Raw genomic sequence first — 24816 nt, 5'->3', positions numbered from 1 at the left:
AGAAGGCAAGTGAATGAGTCACTAAGAGCATATATAGATATGTGACTAGTACGAGTGAACACCGCCAACGACACTGCAACTTGAAGTATGACGAGTATAACAGAGGAGAACTCTGATGAATGCTACTGCTTACGAAAAGGTAGAGGATAACCCTCGCTTCAAGGAATTGGTCAGGAAACGTAGTCGCTTTTCATGGTTGTTATCGATAATAACGCTCGTGTTGTATGTAGGTTTTATTTTTCTTATCGCTTTTGATCCAAGCTGGTTAGGTACACCTATCTCTGAAGGCTCTTACATCACAAGGGGGATCCCTGTCGGTGTAGGGCTAATCGTCATTTCATTTGTATTAACTGGGCTATATGTTATTCGTGCCAACGGTGAATATGACCGTTTAACGGCAGAAATCTTAAAAGAGGTAGAAAAATGAAAATATTGCTCTCACTCATTCTCTTTTTTACCTCATCAATCGTGTTTGCAGACGCATTGACAGGGGATGTGGAACGTCAGCCTATCAATATTCAAGCAATTATCATGTTCTTACTTTTTGTTGGCTTCACGTTATATATCACCTACTGGGCATCAAAAAGAACACGTTCTCGCTCCGATTACTATACTGCCGGTGGGAAAATTACAGGGTTCCAAAATGGGATGGCAATTGCAGGGGACTTTATGTCTGCAGCTTCTTTCTTGGGGATCTCCGCTCTTGTTTATACTTCTGGCTATGATGGCTTAATTTACTCGATTGGCTTTTTAATTGGCTGGCCGATCATTCTATTCTTAATTGCCGAGCGCTTACGAAATTTAGGTCGCTACACTTTTGCTGACGTAGCATCTTACCGATTAAAACAAAGACCAATTCGTATTTTGTCTGCTGTTGGCTCACTTGTCGTTGTAGCACTCTATCTCATTGCCCAGATGGTTGGGGCAGGTAAACTGATCGAATTATTATTTGGCTTAAATTATCATGTAGCCGTGGTTATCGTTGGTATTCTCATGGTGTTGTACGTATTATTTGGTGGGATGCTAGCAACTACATGGGTACAAATCATCAAAGCCATTCTCTTACTTGCTGGTGCAACATTCATGGCGGTTATGGTCATGAAACATGTAGGCTTTAATTTCAATACATTATTTAAAGAGGCTGTAGAAATCCATAAGAATGGCATTTCTATTATGAGCCCTGGAGGCCTAGTATCTGACCCGATATCCGCCCTATCGCTTGGCTTGGCATTAATGTTTGGTACCGCCGGTCTTCCTCATATTATTATGCGTTTCTTTACCGTAAGTGATGCCAAAGAAGCGCGTAAGAGTGTGTTCTATGCAACAGGATTTATCGGTTATTTCTATATACTGACTTTCATTATTGGTTTCGGCGCTATTGTGCTTGTCAGTTCAAATCCTGCATTTAAAGATGCTGCAGGGGCGCTCATTGGCGGAACTAATATGGCTGCAGTTCACCTTGCTGATGCTGTTGGGGGCAATTTCTTCCTTGGCTTTATTTCTGCGGTTGCCTTCGCCACCATCCTTGCGGTTGTTGCTGGATTGACACTCGCAGGCGCTTCTGCGGTATCTCATGACCTTTATGCGATGGCAATGAAAAATGGTAAGGCTGACGAAAAAGATGAATTACGCGTTTCAAAAATTACGGTTGTCATCTTAGGTTTTGTTGCAATTGGCCTTGGTATTTTGTTTGAAAAACAAAATATTGCTTTCATGGTCGGCTTAGCATTCTCCATCGCTGCAAGCTGTAACTTCCCTATTATTTTACTATCAATGTACTGGCGCAAACTCACGACTCGCGGTGCATTAGCAGGAGGCTGGTTAGGGCTGATTACCGCCGTTGTCTTAATGATCCTAGGTCCAACTATATGGGTCAGCATTCTTCATCATGAAAAACCAATCTATCCATATGAATATCCTGCTTTCTTCTCCATGATTGTTGCATTCGTTGCCTCATGGTTATTCTCTGTTACTGACAATTCAGAACAAGGGAAAATGGAAAGAGAACGCTTTAAAGAGCAATTTATTCGTTCACAAATTGGTTTGGGTATTGAACAAGGTAAGTCTCACTAAATCTGACTTTATTACCACAACAAACGGTTCAGTGTATCGAGCCGTTTGTTATTGTCAGACTAAAACCACGCAGTGATTGCTCCAATAAGGATACAGGCTAATAGTGTAACCCTATCAGCAATCTTTCGAGTAAAACTTATCTACCTCTTTTTCTAGACGCCAGTTTCACGATAACATTAGCTACCGTGGTGACTAGATAAGCAGCGATATTACATAATGCTCTTTCCCATTTATCACCTTCTTTTTCTTTGTAAGGTCATTTTAAACCCTTACAACGGATACCTCAGGTCTTGCGACCATCTTTATTGTTCAATTAACCCGATAATATTAAGTGTTTTAGGAGCAAACAACAAAAGGCTATGAGTAAGCAAACCTCGATGATGATTACCTTGGTTCACATACCCTAAATCTGCTTGAGTAGGACGATGATTGTAGCTTGGTAGCATCTTCTATCGCGAGAAGAAAGGAATAGCAGTGACCAGTTTTACTGTCGCACTAAAAATGGCTTCACTAATATTCTCTGCGGATATGTTAACGTTCCTATCTCCCTCCATACTGGCCAGTGAGCTAAACGATTTTACTACCGATTTACTTGGATACCGAGCCAAGTTTGAGGCCATTTATTACAAACCTGACCGGTCTTTTTGGTTCTCCAAGTTTAGTATGTGCACGTTGTTCTTTAGCCCGCTCATTATTACTTTCCATCATCTCAGGAGCCCCAATTAAATCCGTTGAAGAGTTGATCGTAAGCTAAGCATTTAGTTCAAAAAAGTTTCTCAGATAATGTGAAGGACTTATGTATAAAAGACAGCCTCATAAGGAGGTGGGTGGTTTAGGTCAGACAAAAAAAATCCTTCTTTCTGCGTAGAGAAAAGAAGGATATTAATAATATTTAAGAATATTTTTATTATCGTTATTCGGTTCTATCTTGCATAGTATTGTTTTTCTACATTAACCCAATCTTCTACAAGAGAATAAAAATCGGCAGATTTTGTTTTTCTTTCCTCTTGTAATTGTTGGAATTCTTGTTTATTTTTCGGTGTGTAACGAGAAAGCAATCGGTCTAAAACAATATGTTTATCTGCAAATTGAGAGCTAATTTTTAATGTCTTAAACAGTGCGATAGTAATAATCCCACTAATTGCCAGCATCCCAATAACAGAAGCAAAACTATAATCAATCCCAACAGCATTTCTTACGATATTTAGCAGTAAAAATGGAACAAAGAACATCACAAGTAAGGAAAGGATCGTGGCGCCATCTTGGCCATTGTTAAATTCATTCTCTTTCTGCTTATTCACAGAAAGGATCTGATCAAAAATTTTTTGATTCGCACTTTTTGTTTTATTCATCTGATCCACCTTTGGTACACAGACATTGTTAACCAGAAATACAGCGCGCTTAGTCGATTATCTTTCGTATCCGAACGCTAACTATTTCCTTTGATAATTTCATTTATAAGCAAACTTCATCTATAACGTGATAACTTGAAATGATATTAACTACTTTAAAATAGTATAAATGTAAGTAAATGAAACATCAATTTAACAATTTTTATATAAAAAAATAAACAATTGCGTTTTTTTTCATCATAAACTGGCTAAAGAAATATTAATTTTCTATATGAGTAAAATTGATTAGTTTATTTTTATCTATTGATATTTATGAGTTTATTGATGAAAAAACAGACGTTATTAATGAACTAATTAACACCATAAAAACCATTAAACCGATAGATATTTTATGGCAAAAGAAGGAAAAACAAGTAAAGTAGTTTCATTTAGTCATTATTATTTTTAATCAATTATAAATAATCTATCTCTCAATAAAGCAAGCTAGCGACATATTAGCAGTAAAGACAAATAATTTTCCTCATTCCTGTTACTACATTAGAAATGTGAGTTGTTACTCACTACTTTGATTCCTACACTACCATTCACCATACCAATATCATTATACTTTCCGCATAAACTAGTACCAAACTTCTCTACCCCAGCGTAGACCTACGCTAAGCAATTGATTTAATTTTGTTTTTCAACATATTAAACTCACCCCGACAAATGAGTTGTTACTCACTACTTTAAATACCACACACCTATTCACCACACCAATATCATTACACTTTTCGGATGAGCTGATGCTAAACCTCTCTACTCCTAGCTTTAGTCTCTCCCCTAGCTGATTGATTTATTTTTATTTCTCAATGTATTAAACCAACCTCGATAGGTGAGCTGTTACTTACTACTTTAAATTCCACACACTTATTCAACATAACAATGTTATTGCACCGTTGAGGGAGGATTAACACCGCCTCAAATCACGGCCAGACGAAAACTTGAGGAATAAAAAATCAGGATGATGGGTTACAAAAACAGAGTCCGCTCAGTTCATAAGGAATAAAGGAATAAACAAGTTAAAACGAGATGGGCAGGAAAAGAATATCTCTGTACTAATGAGGGGTTAACCTAGTCCTCTGCTAATCAGACTGTTAATTTAAAAGCTAGACATTAGCAGTTAGCAGTTAGAAGTTAGAAGTTAGAAGTTAGAAGTTAGCCTACAGGATAATAAAATATGCAGTGGTCTCAATGCCTCATTACCCTAGGCAGAGCCCTCACAATCAGAGTCGCCCTGAGACTGAACACCTCACTCTTCGCTCCACACTGCCACGCCTCATCACCTAACCCCCAAACGCAAAAAAGCCACCCATTGGGTGGCTTTCTCACTAATTTAATGTCTGGCAGTTCCCTACTCTCACATGGGGAGACCCCACACTACCATCGGCGCTACGGCGTTTCACTGCTGAGTTCGGCATGGGGTCAGGTGGGACCACCGCGCTATTGCCGCCAGACAAATTCGGTTTGTTCTCGTTTAGTACATTTCGTCACTAAACCAGAACGGTAATCTTGAACAAGCTGCCATGTCCCTCGCCTCTCGGCTTCTCACGCTCATTAAATCAACGTCATCTCTCAATCTCTAAAACACCTTCGGTGTTGTCAGGTTAAGCCTCACGGTTCATTAGTATTGGTTAGCTCAACATATCGCTATGCTTACACACCCAACCTATCAACGTCTTAGTCTTAAACGTTCCTTTAGGACCCTTAAAGGGTCAGGGAAGACTCATCTCAAGGCAAGTTTCCCGCTTAGATGCTTTCAGCGGTTATCTCTTCCGCACTTAGCTACCGGGCAATGCATTGGCATGACAACCCGAACACCAGTGGTGCGTCCACTCCGGTCCTCTCGTACTAGGAGCAGCCCCTTTCAATCTTCCAACGCCCACGGCAGATAGGGACCGAACTGTCTCACGACGTTCTAAACCCAGCTCGCGTACCACTTTAAACGGCGAACAGCCGTACCCTTGGGACCTACTTCAGCCCCAGGATGTGATGAGCCGACATCGAGGTGCCAAACACCGCCGTCGATATGAACTCTTGGGCGGTATCAGCCTGTTATCCCCGGAGTACCTTTTATCCGTTGAGCGATGGCCCTTCCATTCAGAACCACCGGATCACTAAGACCTACTTTCGTACCTGCTCGAGCCGTCACTCTCGCAGTCAAGCTGGCTTATGCCTTTGCACTAACCGCATGATGTCCGACCATGCTTAGCCAACCTTCGTGCTCCTCCGTTACTCTTTGGGAGGAGACCGCCCCAGTCAAACTACCCACCAGACACTGTCCGCACCCCGGATACGGGGCAACGTTAGAACATCAAACATTAAAGGGTGGTATTTCAAGGTTGGCTCCATGCAGACTGGCGTCCACACTTCAAAGCCTCCCACCTATCCTACACATCAAGGCTCAATGTTCAGTGTCAAGCTATAGTAAAGGTTCACGGGGTCTTTCCGTCTTGCCGCGGGTACACTGCATCTTCACAGCGAGTTCAATTTCACTGAGTCTCGGGTGGAGACAGCCTGGCCATCATTACGCCATTCGTGCAGGTCGGAACTTACCCGACAAGGAATTTCGCTACCTTAGGACCGTTATAGTTACGGCCGCCGTTTACTGGGGCTTCGATCAAGAGCTTCTCCTTACGGATAACCCCATCAATTAACCTTCCAGCACCGGGCAGGCGTCACACCGTATACGTCCACTTTCGTGTTTGCACAGTGCTGTGTTTTTAATAAACAGTTGCAGCCAGCTGGTATCTGCGACTGGCTTCAGCTCCATGGGTAAACCACTTCACCTAGCGCAGCGTGCCTTCTCCCGAAGTTACGGCACCATTTTGCCTAGTTCCTTCACCCGAGTTCTCTCAAGCGCCTGAGTATTCTCTACCTGACCACCTGTGTCGGTTTGGGGTACGATTAGTGATAATCTAGAGCTTAGAGGCTTTTCCTGGAAGCGGGGCATGAGCTACTTCGCCACCGTAGTGACTCGTCATCAGACCTCAGCATATAGTGAACCGGATTTGCCTAATTCACCTGCCTACATCCTTAAACCGGGACAACCGTCGCCCGGCCAGCCTAGCCTTCTCCGTCCCCCCATCGCAATTATCACCAGTACGGGAATATTAACCCGTTTCCCATCGACTACGCATTTCTGCCTCGCCTTAGGGGTCGACTCACCCTGCCCCGATTAACGTTGGACAGGAACCCTTGGTCTTCCGGCGTGCGGGTTTTTCACCCGCATTATCGTTACTTATGTCAGCATTCGCACTTCTGATACCTCCAGCATACCTCACAGTACACCTTCACAGGCTTACAGAACGCTCCCCTACCCAACAATATTTACATATCGCTGCCGCAGCTTCGGTGCATAGTTTAGCCCCGTTACATCTTCCGCGCAGGCCGACTCGACCAGTGAGCTATTACGCTTTCTTTAAATGATGGCTGCTTCTAAGCCAACATCCTGGCTGTCTGAGCCTTCCCACTTCGTTTCCCACTTAACTATGACTTTGGGACCTTAGCTGGCGGTCTGGGTTGTTTCCCTCTTCACGACGAACGTTAGCACCCGCCGTGTGTCTCCCGTGATAACATTCTTCGGTATTCGTAGTTTGCATCGAGTTGGTAAGTCGGGATGACCCCCTAGTCGAAACAGTGCTCTACCCCCGAAGATGAGTTCACGAGGCGCTACCTAAATAGCTTTCGGGGAGAACCAGCTATCTCCCGGTTTGATTGGCCTTTCACCCCCAGCCACAAGTCATCCGCTAATTTTTCAACATTAGTCGGTTCGGTCCTCCAGTTAGTGTTACCCCAACCTTCAACCTGCCCATGGCTAGATCACCGGGTTTCGGGTCTATACCCTGCAACTCATTCGCCCAGTTAAGACTCGGTTTCCCTACGGCTCCCCTATACGGTTAACCTTGCTACAGAATATAAGTCGCTGACCCATTATACAAAAGGTACGCAGTCACCCTGATAAATCAAGGCTCCCACTGCTTGTACGTACACGGTTTCAGGTTCTATTTCACTCCCCTCGCCGGGGTTCTTTTCGCCTTTCCCTCACGGTACTGGTTCACTATCGGTCAATCAGGAGTATTTAGCCTTGGAGGATGGTCCCCCCATATTCAGACAGGATAACACGTGTCCCGCCCTACTCGTCGAGTTCACAACACTAGCATCTTCAGATACGGGGCTATCACCCTTTACTGCCGGACTTTCCAGACCGTTCTCCTGATACTAATGCTGATTAAGACTCTGGGCTGCTCCCCGTTCGCTCGCCGCTACTAGGGGAATCTCGGTTGATTTCTTTTCCTCGGGGTACTGAGATGTTTCAGTTCCCCCGGTTCGCTTCGTTTGACTATGTATTCATCAAACGATAGTGCAACGGATTGCACTGGGTTTCCCCATTCGGAAATCGTCGGGTATAACGGTTCATATCACCTTACCGACGCTTATCGCAGATTAGCACGTCCTTCATCGCCTCTGATTGCCTAGGCATCCACCGTGTACGCTTAGTCGCTTAACCTCACAACCCGAAGATGTCTTCTTATCAGACGACACTTAACGTCATGGCTGTGCGTGGTGAACTTCTTCGTTGGGTAGTACTCGCAATGCTCACGTACTATTGTACGCTGCGCTTGCTGTGCGCTAGCCGCCTTGAATTTCACACTGCTCGCTCATGCCACTCGTTTGTGTGTTTGAAAAACACTTCAAGTTGAGATTTTTGAGAGACTCTCACATTGTTTAAGCGATAAACAATGTGCGTTGTTTTCAATTTTCAGCTTGTTCCAGATTGTTAAAGAGCATAATTATTCGCAATAGACTATTTGACTAATCTATTCTGAATAATCAGAAAAATTTATGGTGGAGCTAAGCGGGATCGAACCGCTGACCTCCTGCGTGCAAGGCAGGCGCTCTCCCAGCTGAGCTATAGCCCCATAAAGGTAATTTCAGTATCAATCTCAGTCATTAAAATGACAAATCGGATTTAGGCAAGGCATAAATTGGCGACGTTTACTTTTGAGTAAACGAGCTGATTTATAACGCTGCATCAATTCGATTTTGGTAGGCCTGAGTGGACTTGAACCACCGACCTCACCCTTATCAGGGGTGCGCTCTAACCACCTGAGCTACAAGCCTATTGATACTGCTACTCTATTTCATCAGACAATCTGTGTGAGCACTTCACAAAAACACTTCAATGGTAAGGAGGTGATCCAACCGCAGGTTCCCCTACGGTTACCTTGTTACGACTTCACCCCAGTCATGAATCACAAAGTGGTAAGCGCCCTCCCGAAGGTTAAGCTACCCTACTTCTTTTGCAACCCACTCCCATGGTGTGACGGGCGGTGTGTACAAGGCCCGGGAACGTATTCACCGTAGCATTCTGATCTACGATTACTAGCGATTCCGACTTCATGGAGTCGAGTTGCAGACTCCAATCCGGACTACGACGTACTTTATGAGTTCCGCTTGCTCTCGCGAGGTCGCTTCTCTTTGTATACGCCATTGTAGCACGTGTGTAGCCCTACTCGTAAGGGCCATGATGACTTGACGTCATCCCCACCTTCCTCCGGTTTATCACCGGCAGTCTCCTTTGAGTTCCCGACCGAATCGCTGGCAACAAAGGATAAGGGTTGCGCTCGTTGCGGGACTTAACCCAACATTTCACAACACGAGCTGACGACAGCCATGCAGCACCTGTCTCAGAGTTCCCGAAGGCACCAAAGCATCTCTGCTAAGTTCTCTGGATGTCAAGAGTAGGTAAGGTTCTTCGCGTTGCATCGAATTAAACCACATGCTCCACCGCTTGTGCGGGCCCCCGTCAATTCATTTGAGTTTTAACCTTGCGGCCGTACTCCCCAGGCGGTCGATTTAACGCGTTAGCTCCGAAAGCCACTCCTCAAGGGAACAACCTTCAAATCGACATCGTTTACAGCGTGGACTACCAGGGTATCTAATCCTGTTTGCTCCCCACGCTTTCGCACCTGAGCGTCAGTCTTTGTCCAGGGGGCCGCCTTCGCCACCGGTATTCCTCCACATCTCTACGCATTTCACCGCTACACATGGAATTCTACCCCCCTCTACAAGACTCTAGCTGACCAGTCTTAGATGCCATTCCCAGGTTAAGCCCGGGGATTTCACATCTAACTTAATCAACCGCCTGCGTGCGCTTTACGCCCAGTAATTCCGATTAACGCTTGCACCCTCCGTATTACCGCGGCTGCTGGCACGGAGTTAGCCGGTGCTTCTTCTGTCGGTAACGTCAATCGTTGATGATATTAGCATCAACGCCTTCCTCCCGACTGAAAAACTTTTTACAACCCTAGGGCCTTCTTCATACACGCGGCATGGCTGCATCAGGCTTGCGCCCATTGTGCAATATTCCCCACTGCTGCCTCCCGTAGGAGTCTGGGCCGTGTCTCAGTCCCAGTGTGGCTGATCATCCTCTCAGACCAGCTAGGGATCGTCGCCTAGGTGAGCCATTACCCCACCTACTAGCTAATCCCATATGGGTTCATCCGATAGCGCAAGGACCGAAGTTCCCCTGCTTTGCTCCTAAGAGATTATGCGGTATTAGCCACCGTTTCCAGTGGTTATCCCCCTCTATCGGGCAGATCCCCATACATTACTCACCCGTCCGCCGCTCGTCAGCGAGAAGCAAGCTTCCCCTGTTACCGCTCGACTTGCATGTGTTAGGCCTGCCGCCAGCGTTCAATCTGAGCCATGATCAAACTCTTCAATTAAAAGCGTTTGATGCTCAAAGAATGTTTACTGTCGCCTGATTTCCGAAGAAACCAGATTACCTATTAGTTCATATATATGAATTAACGTGTTAGTCACTCTTCAAGACTTAAAATCAAATATTTTTTTGATAGTGTCCTGTGAGTGCCCACACAGATTGTCTGATAAATTGTTAAAGAGCGTTGCGACATTTCTTTTGGAAATTCGACTCAGTTTTTATTAACTTAGGTCGTTGTCGCGAGGTGACGTATATTACGTTTTTTATTTAGAAAGTCAAGCGTTTATTTTCAACTTTTTCTTTCTCACCTCTGTTATCACAAGGCTTCGAGGTTTTCTTCGAGCCGGTTTATCGTGACAACGGATGCGCATTATAGGGAGCCCAGAAAATCTAGCAAGTGTTTTTTTGTTTTTTTATTTTGTTCGCGTTTTTTTTAGCCAAAACAGGCTTTATAAGTTAAATAAGGTCTGTATATTGACTATTTCAGCAGCAATTATTCATTTACTCGCGTAATATAAGTATCTAAGAAATGCGTATTGAGATGAATTATGGAATTAAGTAAGCAACAAACTGCCTCACAGAAGAACCGCTCTTATATTATTGCAGAGAATCTTGGACAGTTAATTTTAAGCAGTACCTATTTACCTGACTCCATTTTACCCAATGAATTAAATTTATCAGAACAATTCCAAGCAAGCAGAACAGCAATAAGAGAAGCAATAAAAATACTCGCGGCAAAAGGAATGGTATTAGCCCGCCCTAAAATTGGTACTCGTGTGATGCCTTCTTCAAATTGGAATTTTTTGGACCAAGACCTTTTAAAGTGGTGGTCGAATAGCGAAGAACAGTCCGTTGTTATTAAACATTTTAAAGTTGTTCGTCTCGCAATTGAGCCCCAAGCTTGTTATCTTGCTGCATTACATGCAACACAAGAACAAAAACAATCTTTACAACTTTTAGCGAGTGAAATGCAATTACTAGCAAAAGAATTTGATAGAGAACGATGGATAAAAATTGACTACCATTTTCATTTAACTATCTATAAAGCTTGCGCTAACCCTTTTTTGATCTCTTTTGCTAATCTGTTTCGCTCTATCTATCAGCGTTATTTTGATGTAATCACTGATAATGAAGTAATTGAAGTTGATACACATCAACAGCTCGCGAATGCAATTATTGAAGGCAAAAGTGCAGATGCCCTTAATTTTTGCTATAGCTTATTAACGAATACTCAGAAATAAAACTAACGAGATAACTCACCGATTTTGGAATTCAATTTTTTAGATAGGTAACTGATGTTCAAGACAGCCAAAAATATGTCTGGTCTTCCATGGATTGCGGCCATGGCCTTTTTCATGCAAGCACTTGATGCCACTATTTTGAATACGGCTTTACCTGATATTGCCAAGAGCCTTCACCACTCCCCCCTTGCTATGCAATCAGCAGTAGTCAGTTACACATTAACTGTTGCCTTATTGATCCCTGTAAGTGGGTGGTTTGCCGATAGATTTGGGACACGGCGTGTTTTTATTTTAGCAGTTTCATTATTTTCTTTAGGTTCTTTATTGTGTGCACTTTCACCCTCCCTAGATTTTTTAGTAACGTCAAGGGTTATTCAAGGGGTTGGTGGGGCAATGATGATGCCAGTTGCACGTTTAGCGCTAATTAGAGCTTATCCACGTAGTGAATTATTGCCAATATTAAACTTTGTCACAATACCGGGGTTAGTTGGGCCAATATTAGGGCCTCTGCTAGGTGGTATATTAGTGACCTACGCCACATGGCATTGGATATTTATTATTAATATTCCTATTGGCGTTTTAGGTATTTTTTATGCGTTAAAACATATGCCTGATTTTAAAATGCCGAAGCGAAAATTTGATACCCTCGGTTTCTTATTGTTTGGATTCGGTTTAGTAATGCTATCTGTCAGCCTCGATTTCTTTGGTGATAAATCGCTACCTACATCTATACCAGTATCTCTTGTTGCAATTGGGTTTCTTTTCCTATTTCTTTATATTTTCCATGCAAGGCGAATTAAGCACGCCATTATTCCTTTAAATTTATTTAAAACTCGCACTTTTTCTATTGGTATCAGTGGGAATGTTGCAACTCGACTAGGTACTGGCAGTATTCCATTTCTAATGCCATTAATGCTACAAGTTGGTTTTGGCTATGAAGCTGTTGTTGCTGGTATGATGATGGCACCATTAGCGATTGGTTCAATCACAGCAAAATCCGCTGTTACAAAAATACTCACTAAATATGGGTACCGTAATACATTATTTGTTATCACCATCATTATTGGATTAATGATTGCTCAATTTTCCTTGCAGTCACCAAGTATGTCGATTTATCTGTTAATAGTCCCTTTATTCATTTTAGGTATGGTAATGTCTGTACAATTTACCGCAATGAATACGATATGTTTGGCTGACCTAACAGATAATAATGCGAGTGCGGGGAACAGTATGTTAGCCGTGACTCAACAGCTATCGATAAGTTTCGGTATTGCAGTGAGCGCAGCAATATTGAACTTCTATGGTGGACAGCCTAACAGCAATACCGTCGATAATTTCCATTATACCTTTATTACTGTCGGTGCTATCACCTTAATATCCGCTTTTGTCTTTTTATTATTAAGTAAGACTGATGGGGATAACTTAATAAAAAATAAAGCAAAAAAGGCTAAAAATTAGCATTTCCTGACCGATTGACGCTCAATAAGTTCAGGTGTTAATACTAAAACACTGGCATCTGCTTCAGGGTTATCCATACGATAAATAAGTTGGTCAACAGCCTGTTTGCCTAGTTTATCTTTTGGTTGATGGATCGTCGTCAATGGTGGGATCATATAAGGTGAAAGGTCGATATCATCATAACCAATGATTGAAATATCATCAGGCACTTTGATTCCTTTTTGGAATATAGCCTGATAAGCCCCAACAGCCATGGCATCATTCCCTGCAAAAATAGCTTGTGGAGGCGTTGATAACTCAAGCAGTTTATTCATTGATTCAAAACCACCAGCAAATTCGAAGTCACTGAAAATAATATAATCTTCATTAACTTCAATTTTAGCCTGTTCCATCGCTTGAATAAAACCTTGATAACGAGCCCTTGCTGGAGACTTATCTTGAGGCCCCGCAATACAGGCTATTCGGGTAAAACCCGAATCAATAAGATAACGGGTAGCAATTTCCCCCCCAAGAAATGAGTTATCTTGAATCACATCTCCTACTGAATCAAATGGTGACCAATCCATCATAACGGTCGGAACGCTAGGGTAGCGAGTAAACACATCCTTCGATGGGCCTTGAACTTCTGTACACATAATTAATAGCCCATCAACACGTTTTTGTAATAACGTTTCTAAGCTATGGTTCATACGTTGAAGGTCACCTTCAGTATTACATAAGATCAAACTATAACCGCGCTCGTAGCAACTACGTTCAACACCACGTACTACTTCTGCATAAAATGGGTTATTACTTGTTGTTAGTAACATCCCTATTGTATTAGTGCGATTCATTTTTAAGCTTCTAGCTAATGCTGAAGGGGCATAGTTTAGCTCTTCTATCGCATTTTTGACGCGCAGAGTTATACTTTCGCTAACATAGCGATTTTGATTAATCACGTGAGAGACTGTGGATGTCGACACCCCCGCTAAACGTGCCACATCTTTCATTGTTGCCACAAGCTAATCCTGTTGAGTCAAAAATTGTTCAATTTCTTTACGCCAAGGTACCGATGGCTGCGCGCCAGGACGAGTTACAGCAATTGCTGCGGCAGCATGAGCAAAAATAATTGCGTCTTCATCTGCCTTACCTTCCAATAGTGCAGTGACATAAGCCCCATTGAATGTATCACCTGCCGCAATAGTATCTACTGCTTTTACGTTAAATGCAGGAATTATTTTCCCTTGTGAACCTTGTTCACTATACCAAACCCCTCGGGACCCTAGCGTTATCATCACTTTGCTGATCCCTTTTTCGTGCAACACCTGTGCAGCTGCTTGTGCTCCTTTATTATCATTAACAGCAATCCCTGTTAGATGCTCAGCTTCGGTTTCATTTGGTGTAATGATATCGACTAGTGTTAATAATGAATCTGGCAATGACTGGGCTGGTGCTGGATTTAAAATTACCTGTGTATTATTTTTATTGGCAATTTCAGCAGCCATTTGTACCGTATCAAGAGGTGACTCTAATTGCATTAAAACAGCATCAGCTTCGATAATTTTTTGTTGATAGCTAGCAAGCCTTTCTGTCGTCAATTGTGCATTTGCGCCTGCACTGATACCAATAATGTTTTCACCTTGTTGGTTCACATAAATCAATGCCACACCAGTAGTTTCATCTTGAATGGCATCAATACACTCAGTTTTAATATTATCCAAACTAAGCTGTTTTTTAATACTAGAACCAATGCCATCATCACCAACACAAGCAATAAAAGTTATGTCAGCACCGCTTCTACCCGCGGCGACAGCTTGATTTGCGCCTTTACCACCAAATGCAACTTGATAGTGATCACCCCTCACCGTTTCACCCGGCTGCGGAAATTGCTTAACATTTAATATATGATCAGCATTGATACTACCGAGAACCACTAGCTTTGCTGTAGCCATAACGTTTATTTCCTTTTTATTGTGACGTAATAACCCACAAACTAAATGAACCGCCGTTATAATAGTAAACGGCGGTTTTTATTTTTTATTGTTTTACCACTAATTCCAATTCAACTGGAACCGTAGATTCAACTTTTTCACCTTTTAAGACTTTATCCGCTATCTGTACTCCAACGATACCGATTTGGTCTGGGCGCTGTGCTATGGTTGCCCCTAATTTACCGCTTTCTACTGCTTTGATGCCATCATTAGTGCCATCAAACCCAACAACAAGAACATCAGAGTAACCAGCAGTTTGTAAAGCTCTTAAAGCACCTAGAGCCATTTCATCATTCTGAGCAAATACCGCTTGGACAGTAGGATGTGCCGTTAACAAGTTTTGCATGACGTTCAAGCCTTTTGTTCTATCAAAATCAGCAGGTTGGCTCGCCAGTAAATTAAATTTATGCTCTTTTGCTCCAGTATTAAAACCTTCACCACGCTCACGCGCTGCTGAAGTACCGGAAATCCCTTCTAATTGAATGACTTTTGCTTCATTACCCGTTTTTTTTGCGATATAGTCAGCCGCCATTTTCCCACCCATGCGGTTATCTGATGCCACATGGCTGACAACTTCACCTTTATTTGCTGCTCTATCTAATGTGATCACAGGAATGTTAGCTTTGTTAGCCATTAAAATAGAATTCCCGACCGCGTCTGAATCAGTTGGATTGATTAACATAAGTTTTGTGCCACGCACAGTTAGATCTTGTACGTTTGCCAACTCTTTAGCTGGGTTATCTTGAGAATCTAAGACGATCAATTCATACCCCAGTTTATCAGCTTCTTTTTGTGCGCTGTCTTTCATCGTCACAAAGAATGGATTGTTAAGTGTAGAAATAACTAATGCAATGCTATCTTTCGCCATCGCATTAACACTGACCGTTGCACTCAGTGCAACCGCAGATAATAGTGTTGCTAATTTATTCATCTTCATAATAATTTTCCTGTAGGGTTATTTTTTATTATCAACAAGTACCGCAAGTAAGATGACGACAGCTTTTACAATCATCTGATAGTTTGACGAAATACCTAATAAGTTTAAGCCATTATTTAGAAAACCAAGGATCAAGGCACCAATCAAGGTTCCGACAATGCGGCCTTTACCACCAGCAAGGCTGGTACCACCAAGAACAACCGCAGCAATGGCATCCAATTCATATCCATTACCCGCCATTGGTTGTGCTGATGATAAACGCGCAACTTCGATTACACTCGCCAATGCAGCTAACAAGCCACATAAGGCATAAACGATAATTTTAATGCGGTCGACGTTAATACCAGATAGGCGAGTTGCTGATTCATTCCCCCCTAATGCATAGATATAACGACCTAGACGTGTGTGATGCAACATGTACCATGCAGCCGCAAAAACAATGATCATTAACCAAACAGGGGTCGGAATGCCAAATGGACGCCCAATACCAAACCAACCAAATAAATCTGCGTTATCACTAAACCCTGTATTAATAGGGCTTCCGTCGGTGTACACGCGAGTAACCCCACGTAGTAATAACATCATGACTAGAGTTGCAATAAAAGCTTGAACTTTACCTTTTGCGACAATAACACCGGTACATGCGCCAATTGCAGCCCCCAATGCTAATGCACCAGCAACAGCGACTAAAGCATTTACATCAGTACTCACCATAGAAGCTGCCACAGCCCCAGTTAATGCTAATAATGAGCCGACAGACAGGTCAATTCCTGAGGTTAAAATGACCAATGTCATTCCAACAGCCATAATGGCATTCACAGAGGTTTGTTGTAAGATATTGAAAAAGTTATTAACCGTAAAAAAATTAGGGCTTAATGTCGATACGATCGCAATTAAAATTAATAGTGCTATTAATGATTTTTGCTCCATCAGCCATGCTTTGCTGAACCAGCGTTTTGATGATGCGGTAGTTGAACTCATGCTGATAACTCCTGAACTGAGCCATAATGTTTACCCACTGCAGCAGCCATTAAGGCTTCCTGAGTTGCGTCTTTGGCGGAAAACTCCCCACTGATATGACCTTCATGCATAACCAAAATACGGTCACTCATTCCAATCACTTCTGGCATTTCTGAAGAAACTAAAATGATACTCAGTCCTTCTTTCTTAAATTGGTTAATTAATTGATAAATTTCTTTTTTGGCTCCAACATCAACCCCGCGAGTTGGTTCATCAAGGATCAGGACTTTAGGTCGCGTCATTAACCCCCGAGCAATTGCCACTTTTTGCTGATTACCACCAGAAAGGTTGCCAATAATTTGGTCCATTGATGGCGTTTTAATATTGAATAATCGAATGAAATCACTGACAGTTTGTTGTTCTTCTTTATGTTTTAAACTACCACCTACGCGGCTAAAATAACGTAGTGCCGTCAATGACATATTTTCTTTCACTGACATGCCAAGTACTAAACCATCACGTTTGCGGTCTTCAGAAATATAGACAATGCCGTTATTTAGGCCATCTTGAGGAGTTCTTAATGTGACTTCCTTACCTTCAAGAGTAATAGTCCCTGTTTTCTTCGCTGCCGCGCCATAAATAATTTTCATCAATTCCGTGCGACCTGCCCCCATCAACCCTGAAACCCCTAAAATTTCACCACTTTTTAGACTAAAACTGGCATTAGTGACTCCGGGACCTGATATATTTTGCAACTGTAAGCGCACACTACCAGTAGGAACATCAACTCTCGGATACTGATCTTCTAGTTTTCGTCCTACCATCATTTCAATTAGCTTTTCTTCTTCTAATTCGCTAACAGGTTTTTCACCTATAAATTGGCCGTCACGAAAAACAGTTACATCATCGCAAATTTCAAAAATTTCTTTTAGCCGATGAGAAATGTACACAATGCCACAGCCTTGCGCTTTTAAGTCTTCAATAACTCTAAATAAAGAAGCTGTTTCTGTATCAGTTAAAGCATCGGTTGGCTCATCCATGATGATAACTTGGGATTGATAACTCAGAACCTTAGCTATTTCGACCATTTGCTGCTCACCAATAGAGAGCTCAGCAATAGTTTGGTGGCTGTTATAATCAAGATTAAGACGTTGAAGAAGTTTGTCTGATTCACTAAACATCTTTTTCCAGTCGATTTTGCCAAATACATTAACAAATTCTCGACCAAGAAAAATATTCTCCGCGATAGTTAATTCAGGAATAAGATTTAGCTCTTGGTGAATAATACCAATGCCTGCTTCTTGGGAGTTTTTAGGGCCATTAAATTTTACTTCTTTGCCTAGATAGCGGATTTTACCTGCATCTTTGCTATAGATACCGGTTAGTACTTTCATCATGGTTGATTTGCCAGCCCCATTTTCCCCCACCAGCGCCATGACTTTTCCAGGATAGACATTTAATGTCGCCCCATTAAGGGCTTTTACCCCTGGAAATGATTTATCGATTCCGATAAGTTCTAATAAAGGTTGCATAATCACCTCAGAAAGTCACACCAGAACAAAGAATAATGTTAGCGAACGGTGAACATTCTCCGGTGCGGATCACCGCTTTACTGTCATGAGTCAGTTGTTTAAAACGTTCATGGCTGCAATAGATAATTTCAATCGTATTATTTTGAGTGACTTCTAGCTGTTGTAAGTGAGCTAAAATAGCATCTTCCATTTGTGGGTTATTGGTACTAATTTCCTCAGCTAGAATGGCTTTTTCGACTTGCATCTCTTGAGTAATAACACTTAAAACTGACATGAAATCGGGTAAGCCTTGAGTAATGGCTAAATCAATACGCTCAGTTCCTTGAGAAATAGGCAAACCAGCATCAGCAAGCGTTATTTGGTCCGTATGACCTAACTTGGCAATTACAGAGGTCACGTTGGCATTAAGTAAAACACCCTTTTTCATTTTTCACCGCCATTCTAGTAAGCGAAACGTTTCGCTCATGTAATCATAGTAAAGATGAGTCACAACTCAATATTGATGGTTAATATTTGTGATCAACATCGAAACGTTTCGTTAGCGTTAAAAAAATAAAAAATGATAACTAATTGAATAGCTTAAGCTGAATCGTTTCTATTGATTCATAAATAAACATAAAAAAAAACATTCAAAAACAATTAAAAATTGTTTACACAAATTTTTTGATGAAAAATGCCATTTAAATTCATTTTAAACTCATTTTATGGTGACATATCAAATGTAATTTAAGATAGGTTGAATTATTTATCTTTAACCGTTGCGATAAGGAATAAAAAATGAATATGACATCATCAATAAAATCAGTTAATCCAGCAACAAATAAAGTAGAAAAGATTTATCAAGAAATGAGTGCGGAGGAAGTCGATACAATACTCAGCAAAGCAGATAACGCCTACCTGACTTGGAAAAAAAGCTCATTTACAGAGCGAGCAGTAATTTTACATAACATAGCAAAAACTATGCGAGATAAAAAAGAGCTTCTCGGAAAAATCTGTACAACAGAAATGGGAAAACTATTAAGTGAATCGATAAGCGAAGTCGAATTATGCGCAAATATTTTTGACTACTATGCGAATGAAGGAAGCCGTTTATTAGCGGATAAAGAAATTGATGTTAAACACGGAAAAGCCTTCTTAACTTATGAACCTATCGGGGTACTCCTGACTGTTCAACCATGGAATTTTCCATTTTATCAAATAACTCGAACAGCTGCTGCTAATCTAATGGCAGGGAATACCATTGTTTTAAAGCATGCTTCAAATATTCCCCAATGCGCTGAAATAATGGAAAAAATATTTATTGAAGCAGGCCTACCGGATGGCGTTTACAACAATTTATTCATTCCTGGCTCAAAAGTTTCAGCTCTTGTTTCAGATGAACGAGTCAAAGCCGTATCTTTAACAGGAAGTAAACCTGCTGGTTCCAATTTTGCCTCTGAAGCAAGCAAAGTAATAAAAAAATCAACACTTGAGCTAGGAGGGAGTGATGCTTTTATTGTGCTAGCTGATGCAGATATTGATAGTGCGGTTGCGACAGCGACTGCTGGCCGTCTATGGAATGCAGGGCAAGTTTGTGTTTCACCAAAACGTATTATTGTATTAGAAAACGTTGCGAAAGAATTTATCGCAAAAGCAAAAGCAATCTATGAAAAAATTATTGTGGGTGACCCAATGGACCCAGCTACGCAACTCGCCCCATTAAGTAGCGAAGGAGCAGTAAACGACGTTATTAATCAAGTTGAAGTGGCTGTAAAAGAGGGAGCAACACTGGTATTTGGCGGTAAGCGATTAGATCGTGAAGGGGCGTTTATGCAACCCACAATATTGACAGATATAAAACCGAATATGAAAGCTTATCATGAAGAAATATTCGGCCCAGTACTTTGTATTTATGCTGTAAAAAATATAGATGAAGCCATTCAATTAGCTAACGCGACTGAATTCGGTTTAGGTGGAACTGTCTTTGGTAAGAATGAAGCGGAAGCAATAAAAGTGGCTCGCCAAATAGTCACAGGGATGGTTTATATCAATCATACGACAGGAATTGCCCCTGAGCTCCCCTTCGGTGGAACTAAGCTTTCTGGTTATGGTCGAGAACAATCACTTGCGGGCATTCGTGAGTTTGTGAATGAAAAATTAATTCGAGTTACCACGCCAGATGCACCTTATTAATAATTATTAATCCTCAGCGCGGGCTCATAGTTTTATACTCATGAGCCCACCCAGTTCAAATCAGCTCTCTTTCGATTAAGATTTTCTCGCCTTAATACAGCTACACACGATTTAAATCAAATAACACAAAAGAAAAATGACAAATTTGATTGCACTGTTTATAAAAGGACGGATAACCTAAGAATTAAGCGTAACTACAACATTATTGAATTTTGTTATTCAATGAAAGGAATATCGATGCAATTATCTGAACGGATAGCTCAACTTAGCAATTACCTTGAAAGCGGTTTATATGAACGCCAGCAGGCTATTCGTTTATGTTTATTAGCTACATTAAGTGGGGAAAGTGTTTTTCTCTTAGGCCCTCCAGGTATTGCAAAAAGCTTGATAGCGAGACGAATGAAATTTGCTTTTCGCCATGCAAATGCGTTTGAATACTTAATGACACGTTTTTCGACTCCCGAAGAAATATTTGGCCCACTATCAATACAGGCACTAAAAGATGAAGGGCGCTACCAACGGCTAACTAAAGGCTATTTACCTGATGCTGAAGTTGTCTTTCTTGATGAGATTTGGAAAGCCGGCCCCGCTATTTTAAATACTTTGCTAACGGCAGTAAATGAACGCAAGTTTCGTAATGGTGACGAAGAAAAACGTATTCCGATGCGGCTATTAGTTACCGCTTCTAATGAACTTCCTGATGCAGATAGTAGCCTAGAAGCACTATTTGACCGTATGTTAGTGCGTATTTGGTTAGATAAACTACAAGAAAAACAAAATTTCCGCGCACTTCTAACTGGAAAATCATTCTTAGATGAAGCACAAGTACCTGAACATTTAAAAATCAGTGATGAAGAATACCAACAGTGGCAACAAGAAATACCGAAAATTACGCTACCCGATCACTGTTTTGAGCTTATTTATCAACTACGTCAACAATTAGATGCAACAGATAAGCAAGTTTATGTTTCTGACAGGCGATGGAAAAAAGCGGTTTATCTACTGCAAGCAAGTGCATTTTTCAATGGTAGAAGTAGTGTATCCCCCCTTGATATTGTGCTACTAAAAGATTGCCTATGGCACGATATGCAATCCATGAACACCTTGCCTAAATTATTGCAATCTCAACTGCAAGAGGATGGCTGGCAACAACGTAAATTAATGCACGAAATAGAGCTAACTTACCAACAATGGATGTCATCAACCCAAGATCAAAACAACCAAGACGCATTTAAAGTAAATAAAAACAATGCAATGTTTGCTCGCAAAGCCTCATATGTACTCCCAGAGAATATTGCTGAAGGGCGTATTACGCTATTTTTACATCGCCCATTGCAGTTACATAATATGAAAGTCACCTTTGTGACAACGGATAAAAAATCCCTGATAAACTTTTTAAATAAAGGAACAACGTTATCAGCTCACCTCAACGGAATTGGTTTTGCCCAAGAATTGGCCGCAGAGATTAATAATTTAAACCAAATTCAATTATTAGATGTGAGTCACCAATCATCGACTTTATATCTACAGGATAAAACAGCAAGTAACATACCTACGATAAATAACCAAGAATGGTTAGATAAGTTGGATAAAATTCAAAATGATATCCAAACAGCTCGCTATCAATTTGAAAAACAGCAACCAAATTTATTTATCGAGCCCCATTGGATAGCAGATATAGAACAAAGCTTTATTAACGTATCCGAGAGACTCATCCAACTACGCAACCAAATCACGGGTAAAGTGGCTGAATAATTATGATGAGTTTAGCCACACTCGAAATGCTACTTTCGGTTAATGAAGGTCAATTAATTGAAGAGATCATTATTTCTCTTCTCGCTACCCCACAATTGGCCGTATTTTTCGAAAAACACCCACGTTTGAAAAAAGCCTTACTAAAAGATTTATCCAGTTGGAAAAAAGATCTCAAACAAAGGATGAAAGATGCACTCGTCCCTTTACAGCTTTCTGAAGAGTTTGAGTTGTATCGCCAGTCATTAGGAATTTCCACTGATGCTTTTTTTACCCAACTCCCTACTATAATTGAAAAGCTTCATCAACTTGATTCCCCTTTTTATCGTGAAGCTTATCAGTTACAGAGTGGCAAAATAGAAAACCGTGGTGCAAGACAATCACTGTTTGTCCAAAGATGGCGTATTAGCTTAATTTTTCAAGTTACGACTCTTCATAAAGAACTGTTGGAGCAAGAAAAAGAACAGTTGCTGGCGGAATTACAGCGTCGGCTAGCGTTAAGTGGAAATTTAGAAGATATACTCGGTGAAAATGAGCGTGCAGCAGGCCGCTTATGGGATCTAAGCAAAGGGGCCAATATGACCTCAGCTTATAATGACCAATTGTTAAATCGTTATAGTGAGTTTTTACGCCAACAACCTGAACTGGAAAAAATAGCCCAATTGTTAGGGCGCAGCCAAACAGCCCAAGCCATTCCAGATGATAGCGTCATACTTGAACCAATGACTATCATGGAAAAAGTCCCTGAAACTGTCCCCGAACAAGTTAATGGTTTAAATCAAAGCGATGATATTTTACGGTTATTACCCGCGGAATTAGCCATGTTAGGACTTGAAGATATAGAGTTTGAGTTTTATCGCAAATTGCTTGAAAAACAACTTTTGACTTATCGTTTACAAGGTGAGAGTTGGCAAGAAAGAAAAATACTTCGGCCAATCACACATCATCATAACGAAGAGCAACCAAGAGGACCATTCGTTGTATGTATCGATACCTCTGGTTCAATGGGGGGGTTAAATGAACGATGTGCCAAAGCCTTTTGCCTTGCCCTGATGAAAATTGCGCTGGCAGATAACCGGTCATGCCATGTCATGTTATTCTCCACTGAAATAGTGCACTACGATTTATTATCTGCCGATGGCTTAGATCAATGTATTCGTTTTTTACATCAGACCTTTAAAGGTGGGACCGATCTCGCCGCTTGTTTGCAAGAAACAGCAATAAAATTGGAGTCAAAACAGTGGGCTGATGCAGATGCAGTGGTAATTTCTGATTTTGTGGCTCAACGTTTGCCCGATGAATTAATTCAGAAGATTAAATCAATGCAGAAGATGGGGAAATACCGCTTCCATGCGGTATCCGTATCAAATTATGGGAAACCCAGCATCATGAAAATTTTTGACCATATTTGGCGCTTTGATACTGGGTTAAAAAGCAGGCTACTACGCCGCTTTAATCGCTAATTACAGCATACCTTCAACTGACTCTTGCATTTCTTCGCCCCACACGCCACATTGTACTTGGCCAATGTGTTGACGTTGCAGAAGCAACATCACTAAACGTGATTGACCAATGCCACCCCCAATAGTTTGCGGCATTTCACCTTTCACTAACGCTTGATGCCACTCTAATTCCATACGCTTTTCATCATTTGTCAGGCCTAATTGGTATGTCAAGCACTCAGGACTTACACGAATACCCATAGAGGACAGCTCAAAAGCATCTTGTAATACTGGGTTCCATACAATGATGTCACCGTTTAAACCACAAAAACCATCTTCATTTTTTGTCGTCCAGTCATCATAGTCTGGTGCACGTACATCATGTGATTCACCGCTCGATAACTTACCGCCGATACCAATCAAGAATACAGCACCCAGTTCTTTCGCGATAGCGCGCTCACGACCTTTAGCGTCTAAGTCAGGGTAACGCTGTAGTAACTCTTCACTGTGGATAAAGTGAATTTGGTCTGGCAGGAACGGTGCCAAACCAAATTCTTTACTTACGGCAGCTTCTGTTTCTTTTATTGCCTTATAGATTTTACCCACTGTCTGTTTCAGATAAGGAAGAGTACGCTCCTCATCTGCCATCACTTTTTCCCAATCCCACTGATCAACATAGACAGAGTGGATAGGGGTTAAGCGATCCTCGTCCGGACGCAACGCTTTCATATGTGTATATAAACCTTGGCCTTTACTAAAACCAAAACGACCGAGCGTTTTACGTTTCCATTTAGCCAATGAGTGAACGACTTCGAAGGTTGCACCTGGAATTGATTTCACTTTTACTTGAACGGCTTTTTCACTACCGGATAAGTTATCTTGTGTACCATCACCTAAACGGCTCAGGATTGGGCCTTGAACCTCAATTAAGCCTAATTCCTTTTCAAGTAAACGTGAGAAATATGATTTAACAAAACTAATTTGTTGCTGATGTTCGATGAATGACTTGTCCATAATTTTGTACCCATAATTTGATTGCTGTATTAGCTGATGTATAGATTAAGCAACAAAATGAGGTATAAATTCAATATACTTCATTAAAAAAAGCCATTGGCGTTTATTTTAATCAAAAAAAAGGGTATAAAAATGAATAATCGTTAA

General features: G+C 41.3%; 15 protein-coding genes, 2 tRNA genes, 3 rRNA genes and 1 pseudogene. 7 read left to right on the top strand and 14 right to left on the bottom strand.

Annotated features, from left to right (window positions below):
- Positions 1 to 115 precede the first annotated feature (115 nt).
- Together ABE954_RS00350 and actP are read left to right on the top strand one after the other, a co-directional pair.
- The gene (locus ABE954_RS00350; protein WP_004906633.1) at positions 116 to 427 is read left to right on the top strand and encodes a DUF485 domain-containing protein; all 312 of its coding nucleotides are present in this window, start codon (positions 116 to 118) and stop codon (positions 425 to 427) included.
- Positions 424 to 2073 (top strand): cation/acetate symporter ActP, encoded by a 1650-nt coding sequence (gene actP / locus ABE954_RS00345; protein ID WP_048605606.1) that lies wholly within the window; start codon positions 424 to 426, stop codon positions 2071 to 2073. The genes ABE954_RS00350 and actP overlap by 4 nt, the downstream gene beginning before the upstream one ends.
- Positions 2074 to 2242: 169 nt before the next feature.
- Here actP and ABE954_RS00340 read toward each other — a convergent pair.
- From ABE954_RS00340 to ABE954_RS00310, 7 genes and pseudogenes are all read right to left on the bottom strand, one after another.
- Positions 2243 to 2781: pseudogene (locus ABE954_RS00340) on the bottom strand (IS4 family transposase); the annotation flags it as partial.
- A 215-nt stretch (positions 2782 to 2996) separates the two neighbouring features.
- Complete coding sequence (locus ABE954_RS00335) at positions 2997 to 3425, bottom strand: hypothetical protein (protein ID WP_339872061.1); 429 nt, start codon at positions 3423 to 3425, stop codon at positions 2997 to 2999.
- A gap of 1380 nt (positions 3426 to 4805) precedes the next feature.
- Positions 4806 to 4921: ribosomal RNA gene (rrf, locus tag ABE954_RS00330) — 5S ribosomal RNA — on the bottom strand.
- Between the two features lie 146 nt (positions 4922 to 5067).
- Positions 5068 to 7974: ribosomal RNA gene (locus ABE954_RS00325) — 23S ribosomal RNA — on the bottom strand.
- Between the two features lie 336 nt (positions 7975 to 8310).
- Positions 8311 to 8386, bottom strand: a tRNA-Ala gene (locus tag ABE954_RS00320).
- A 125-nt stretch (positions 8387 to 8511) separates the two neighbouring features.
- Positions 8512 to 8588, bottom strand: a tRNA-Ile gene (locus ABE954_RS00315).
- 65 nt (positions 8589 to 8653) lie between these two features.
- Positions 8654 to 10195, bottom strand: a 16S ribosomal RNA gene (locus ABE954_RS00310).
- Together the 16S, 23S and 5S rRNA genes with 2 tRNA genes alongside form the textbook arrangement of a ribosomal RNA operon.
- Before the next feature lie 544 nt (positions 10196 to 10739).
- On the opposite strand from ABE954_RS00310, the gene ABE954_RS00305 reads away from it, so the two are divergent.
- Together ABE954_RS00305 and mdtD are read left to right on the top strand one after the other, a co-directional pair.
- Positions 10740 to 11432 (top strand): FadR/GntR family transcriptional regulator, encoded by a 693-nt coding sequence (locus tag ABE954_RS00305; protein WP_371025687.1) that lies wholly within the window; start codon positions 10740 to 10742, stop codon positions 11430 to 11432.
- Between the two features lie 54 nt (positions 11433 to 11486).
- Positions 11487 to 12890: a multidrug transporter subunit MdtD gene (mdtD, locus tag ABE954_RS00300; protein WP_042846818.1), complete on the top strand. Its 1404-nt coding sequence runs from the start codon at positions 11487 to 11489 to the stop codon at positions 12888 to 12890.
- Here mdtD and rbsR read toward each other — a convergent pair.
- The 6 genes from rbsR to rbsD all read right to left on the bottom strand — a co-directional run bounded on the left by rbsR (position 12887) and on the right by rbsD (position 18716).
- Entirely contained in the window at positions 12887 to 13888 is a 1002-nt protein-coding gene (rbsR, locus tag ABE954_RS00295; RefSeq protein ID WP_164975540.1) for a ribose operon transcriptional repressor RbsR, read from the bottom strand. The two genes, mdtD and rbsR, sit on opposite strands and share 4 nt — an antisense overlap.
- 3 nt (positions 13889 to 13891) lie before the next feature.
- Entirely contained in the window at positions 13892 to 14821 is a 930-nt protein-coding gene (gene rbsK, locus ABE954_RS00290; RefSeq protein WP_042846817.1) for a ribokinase, read from the bottom strand.
- An 85-nt stretch (positions 14822 to 14906) separates the two neighbouring features.
- Positions 14907 to 15797 (bottom strand): ribose ABC transporter substrate-binding protein RbsB, encoded by an 891-nt coding sequence (gene rbsB / locus ABE954_RS00285; protein ID WP_042846816.1) that lies wholly within the window; start codon positions 15795 to 15797, stop codon positions 14907 to 14909.
- A gap of 18 nt (positions 15798 to 15815) precedes the next feature.
- Positions 15816 to 16778 (bottom strand): ribose ABC transporter permease, encoded by a 963-nt coding sequence (rbsC, locus tag ABE954_RS00280; protein WP_042846815.1) that lies wholly within the window; start codon positions 16776 to 16778, stop codon positions 15816 to 15818.
- The gene (rbsA, locus tag ABE954_RS00275; RefSeq protein ID WP_042846814.1) at positions 16775 to 18289 is read right to left on the bottom strand and encodes a ribose ABC transporter ATP-binding protein RbsA; all 1515 of its coding nucleotides are present in this window, start codon (positions 18287 to 18289) and stop codon (positions 16775 to 16777) included. The genes rbsC and rbsA overlap by 4 nt, the downstream gene beginning before the upstream one ends.
- A 7-nt stretch (positions 18290 to 18296) precedes the next feature.
- Positions 18297 to 18716 (bottom strand): D-ribose pyranase, encoded by a 420-nt coding sequence (gene rbsD, locus ABE954_RS00270; RefSeq protein ID WP_042846813.1) that lies wholly within the window; start codon positions 18714 to 18716, stop codon positions 18297 to 18299.
- Positions 18717 to 19066: 350 nt separating this feature from the next.
- Between rbsD and ABE954_RS00265 the strand changes: the two genes are divergently transcribed.
- The 3 genes from ABE954_RS00265 to viaA all read left to right on the top strand — a co-directional run bounded on the left by ABE954_RS00265 (position 19067) and on the right by viaA (position 23676).
- Positions 19067 to 20461 (top strand): NAD-dependent succinate-semialdehyde dehydrogenase, encoded by a 1395-nt coding sequence (locus tag ABE954_RS00265; RefSeq protein ID WP_048605632.1) that lies wholly within the window; start codon positions 19067 to 19069, stop codon positions 20459 to 20461.
- 237 nt (positions 20462 to 20698) lie between these two features.
- Positions 20699 to 22216: an ATPase RavA gene (gene ravA / locus ABE954_RS00260; RefSeq protein ID WP_371025686.1), complete on the top strand. Its 1518-nt coding sequence runs from the start codon at positions 20699 to 20701 to the stop codon at positions 22214 to 22216.
- Positions 22217 to 22218: 2 nt separating this feature from the next.
- Positions 22219 to 23676 carry an ATPase RavA stimulator ViaA gene (viaA, locus tag ABE954_RS00255; protein ID WP_371025685.1) on the top strand — a complete coding sequence of 486 codons (1458 nt, stop codon included), beginning with the start codon at positions 22219 to 22221 and terminating at the stop codon, positions 23674 to 23676.
- Here the strand turns inward: viaA and asnA are convergent, their stop codons facing one another.
- Positions 23677 to 24669, bottom strand: coding sequence for an aspartate--ammonia ligase (gene asnA / locus ABE954_RS00250; RefSeq protein ID WP_042846809.1), 993 nt, complete (start codon positions 24667 to 24669; stop codon positions 23677 to 23679).
- Between the last annotated feature and the right edge of the window lie 147 nt (positions 24670 to 24816).

The sequence above is a fragment of the Providencia sp. TYF-12 genome, assembly GCF_041344805.1.
Lineage (GTDB): Bacteria > Pseudomonadota > Gammaproteobacteria > Enterobacterales > Enterobacteriaceae > Providencia > Providencia huashanensis.
The sequence above is the reverse complement of the archived record's forward strand: the minus strand, read 5'-3'. Positions and strand labels throughout refer to the sequence as shown.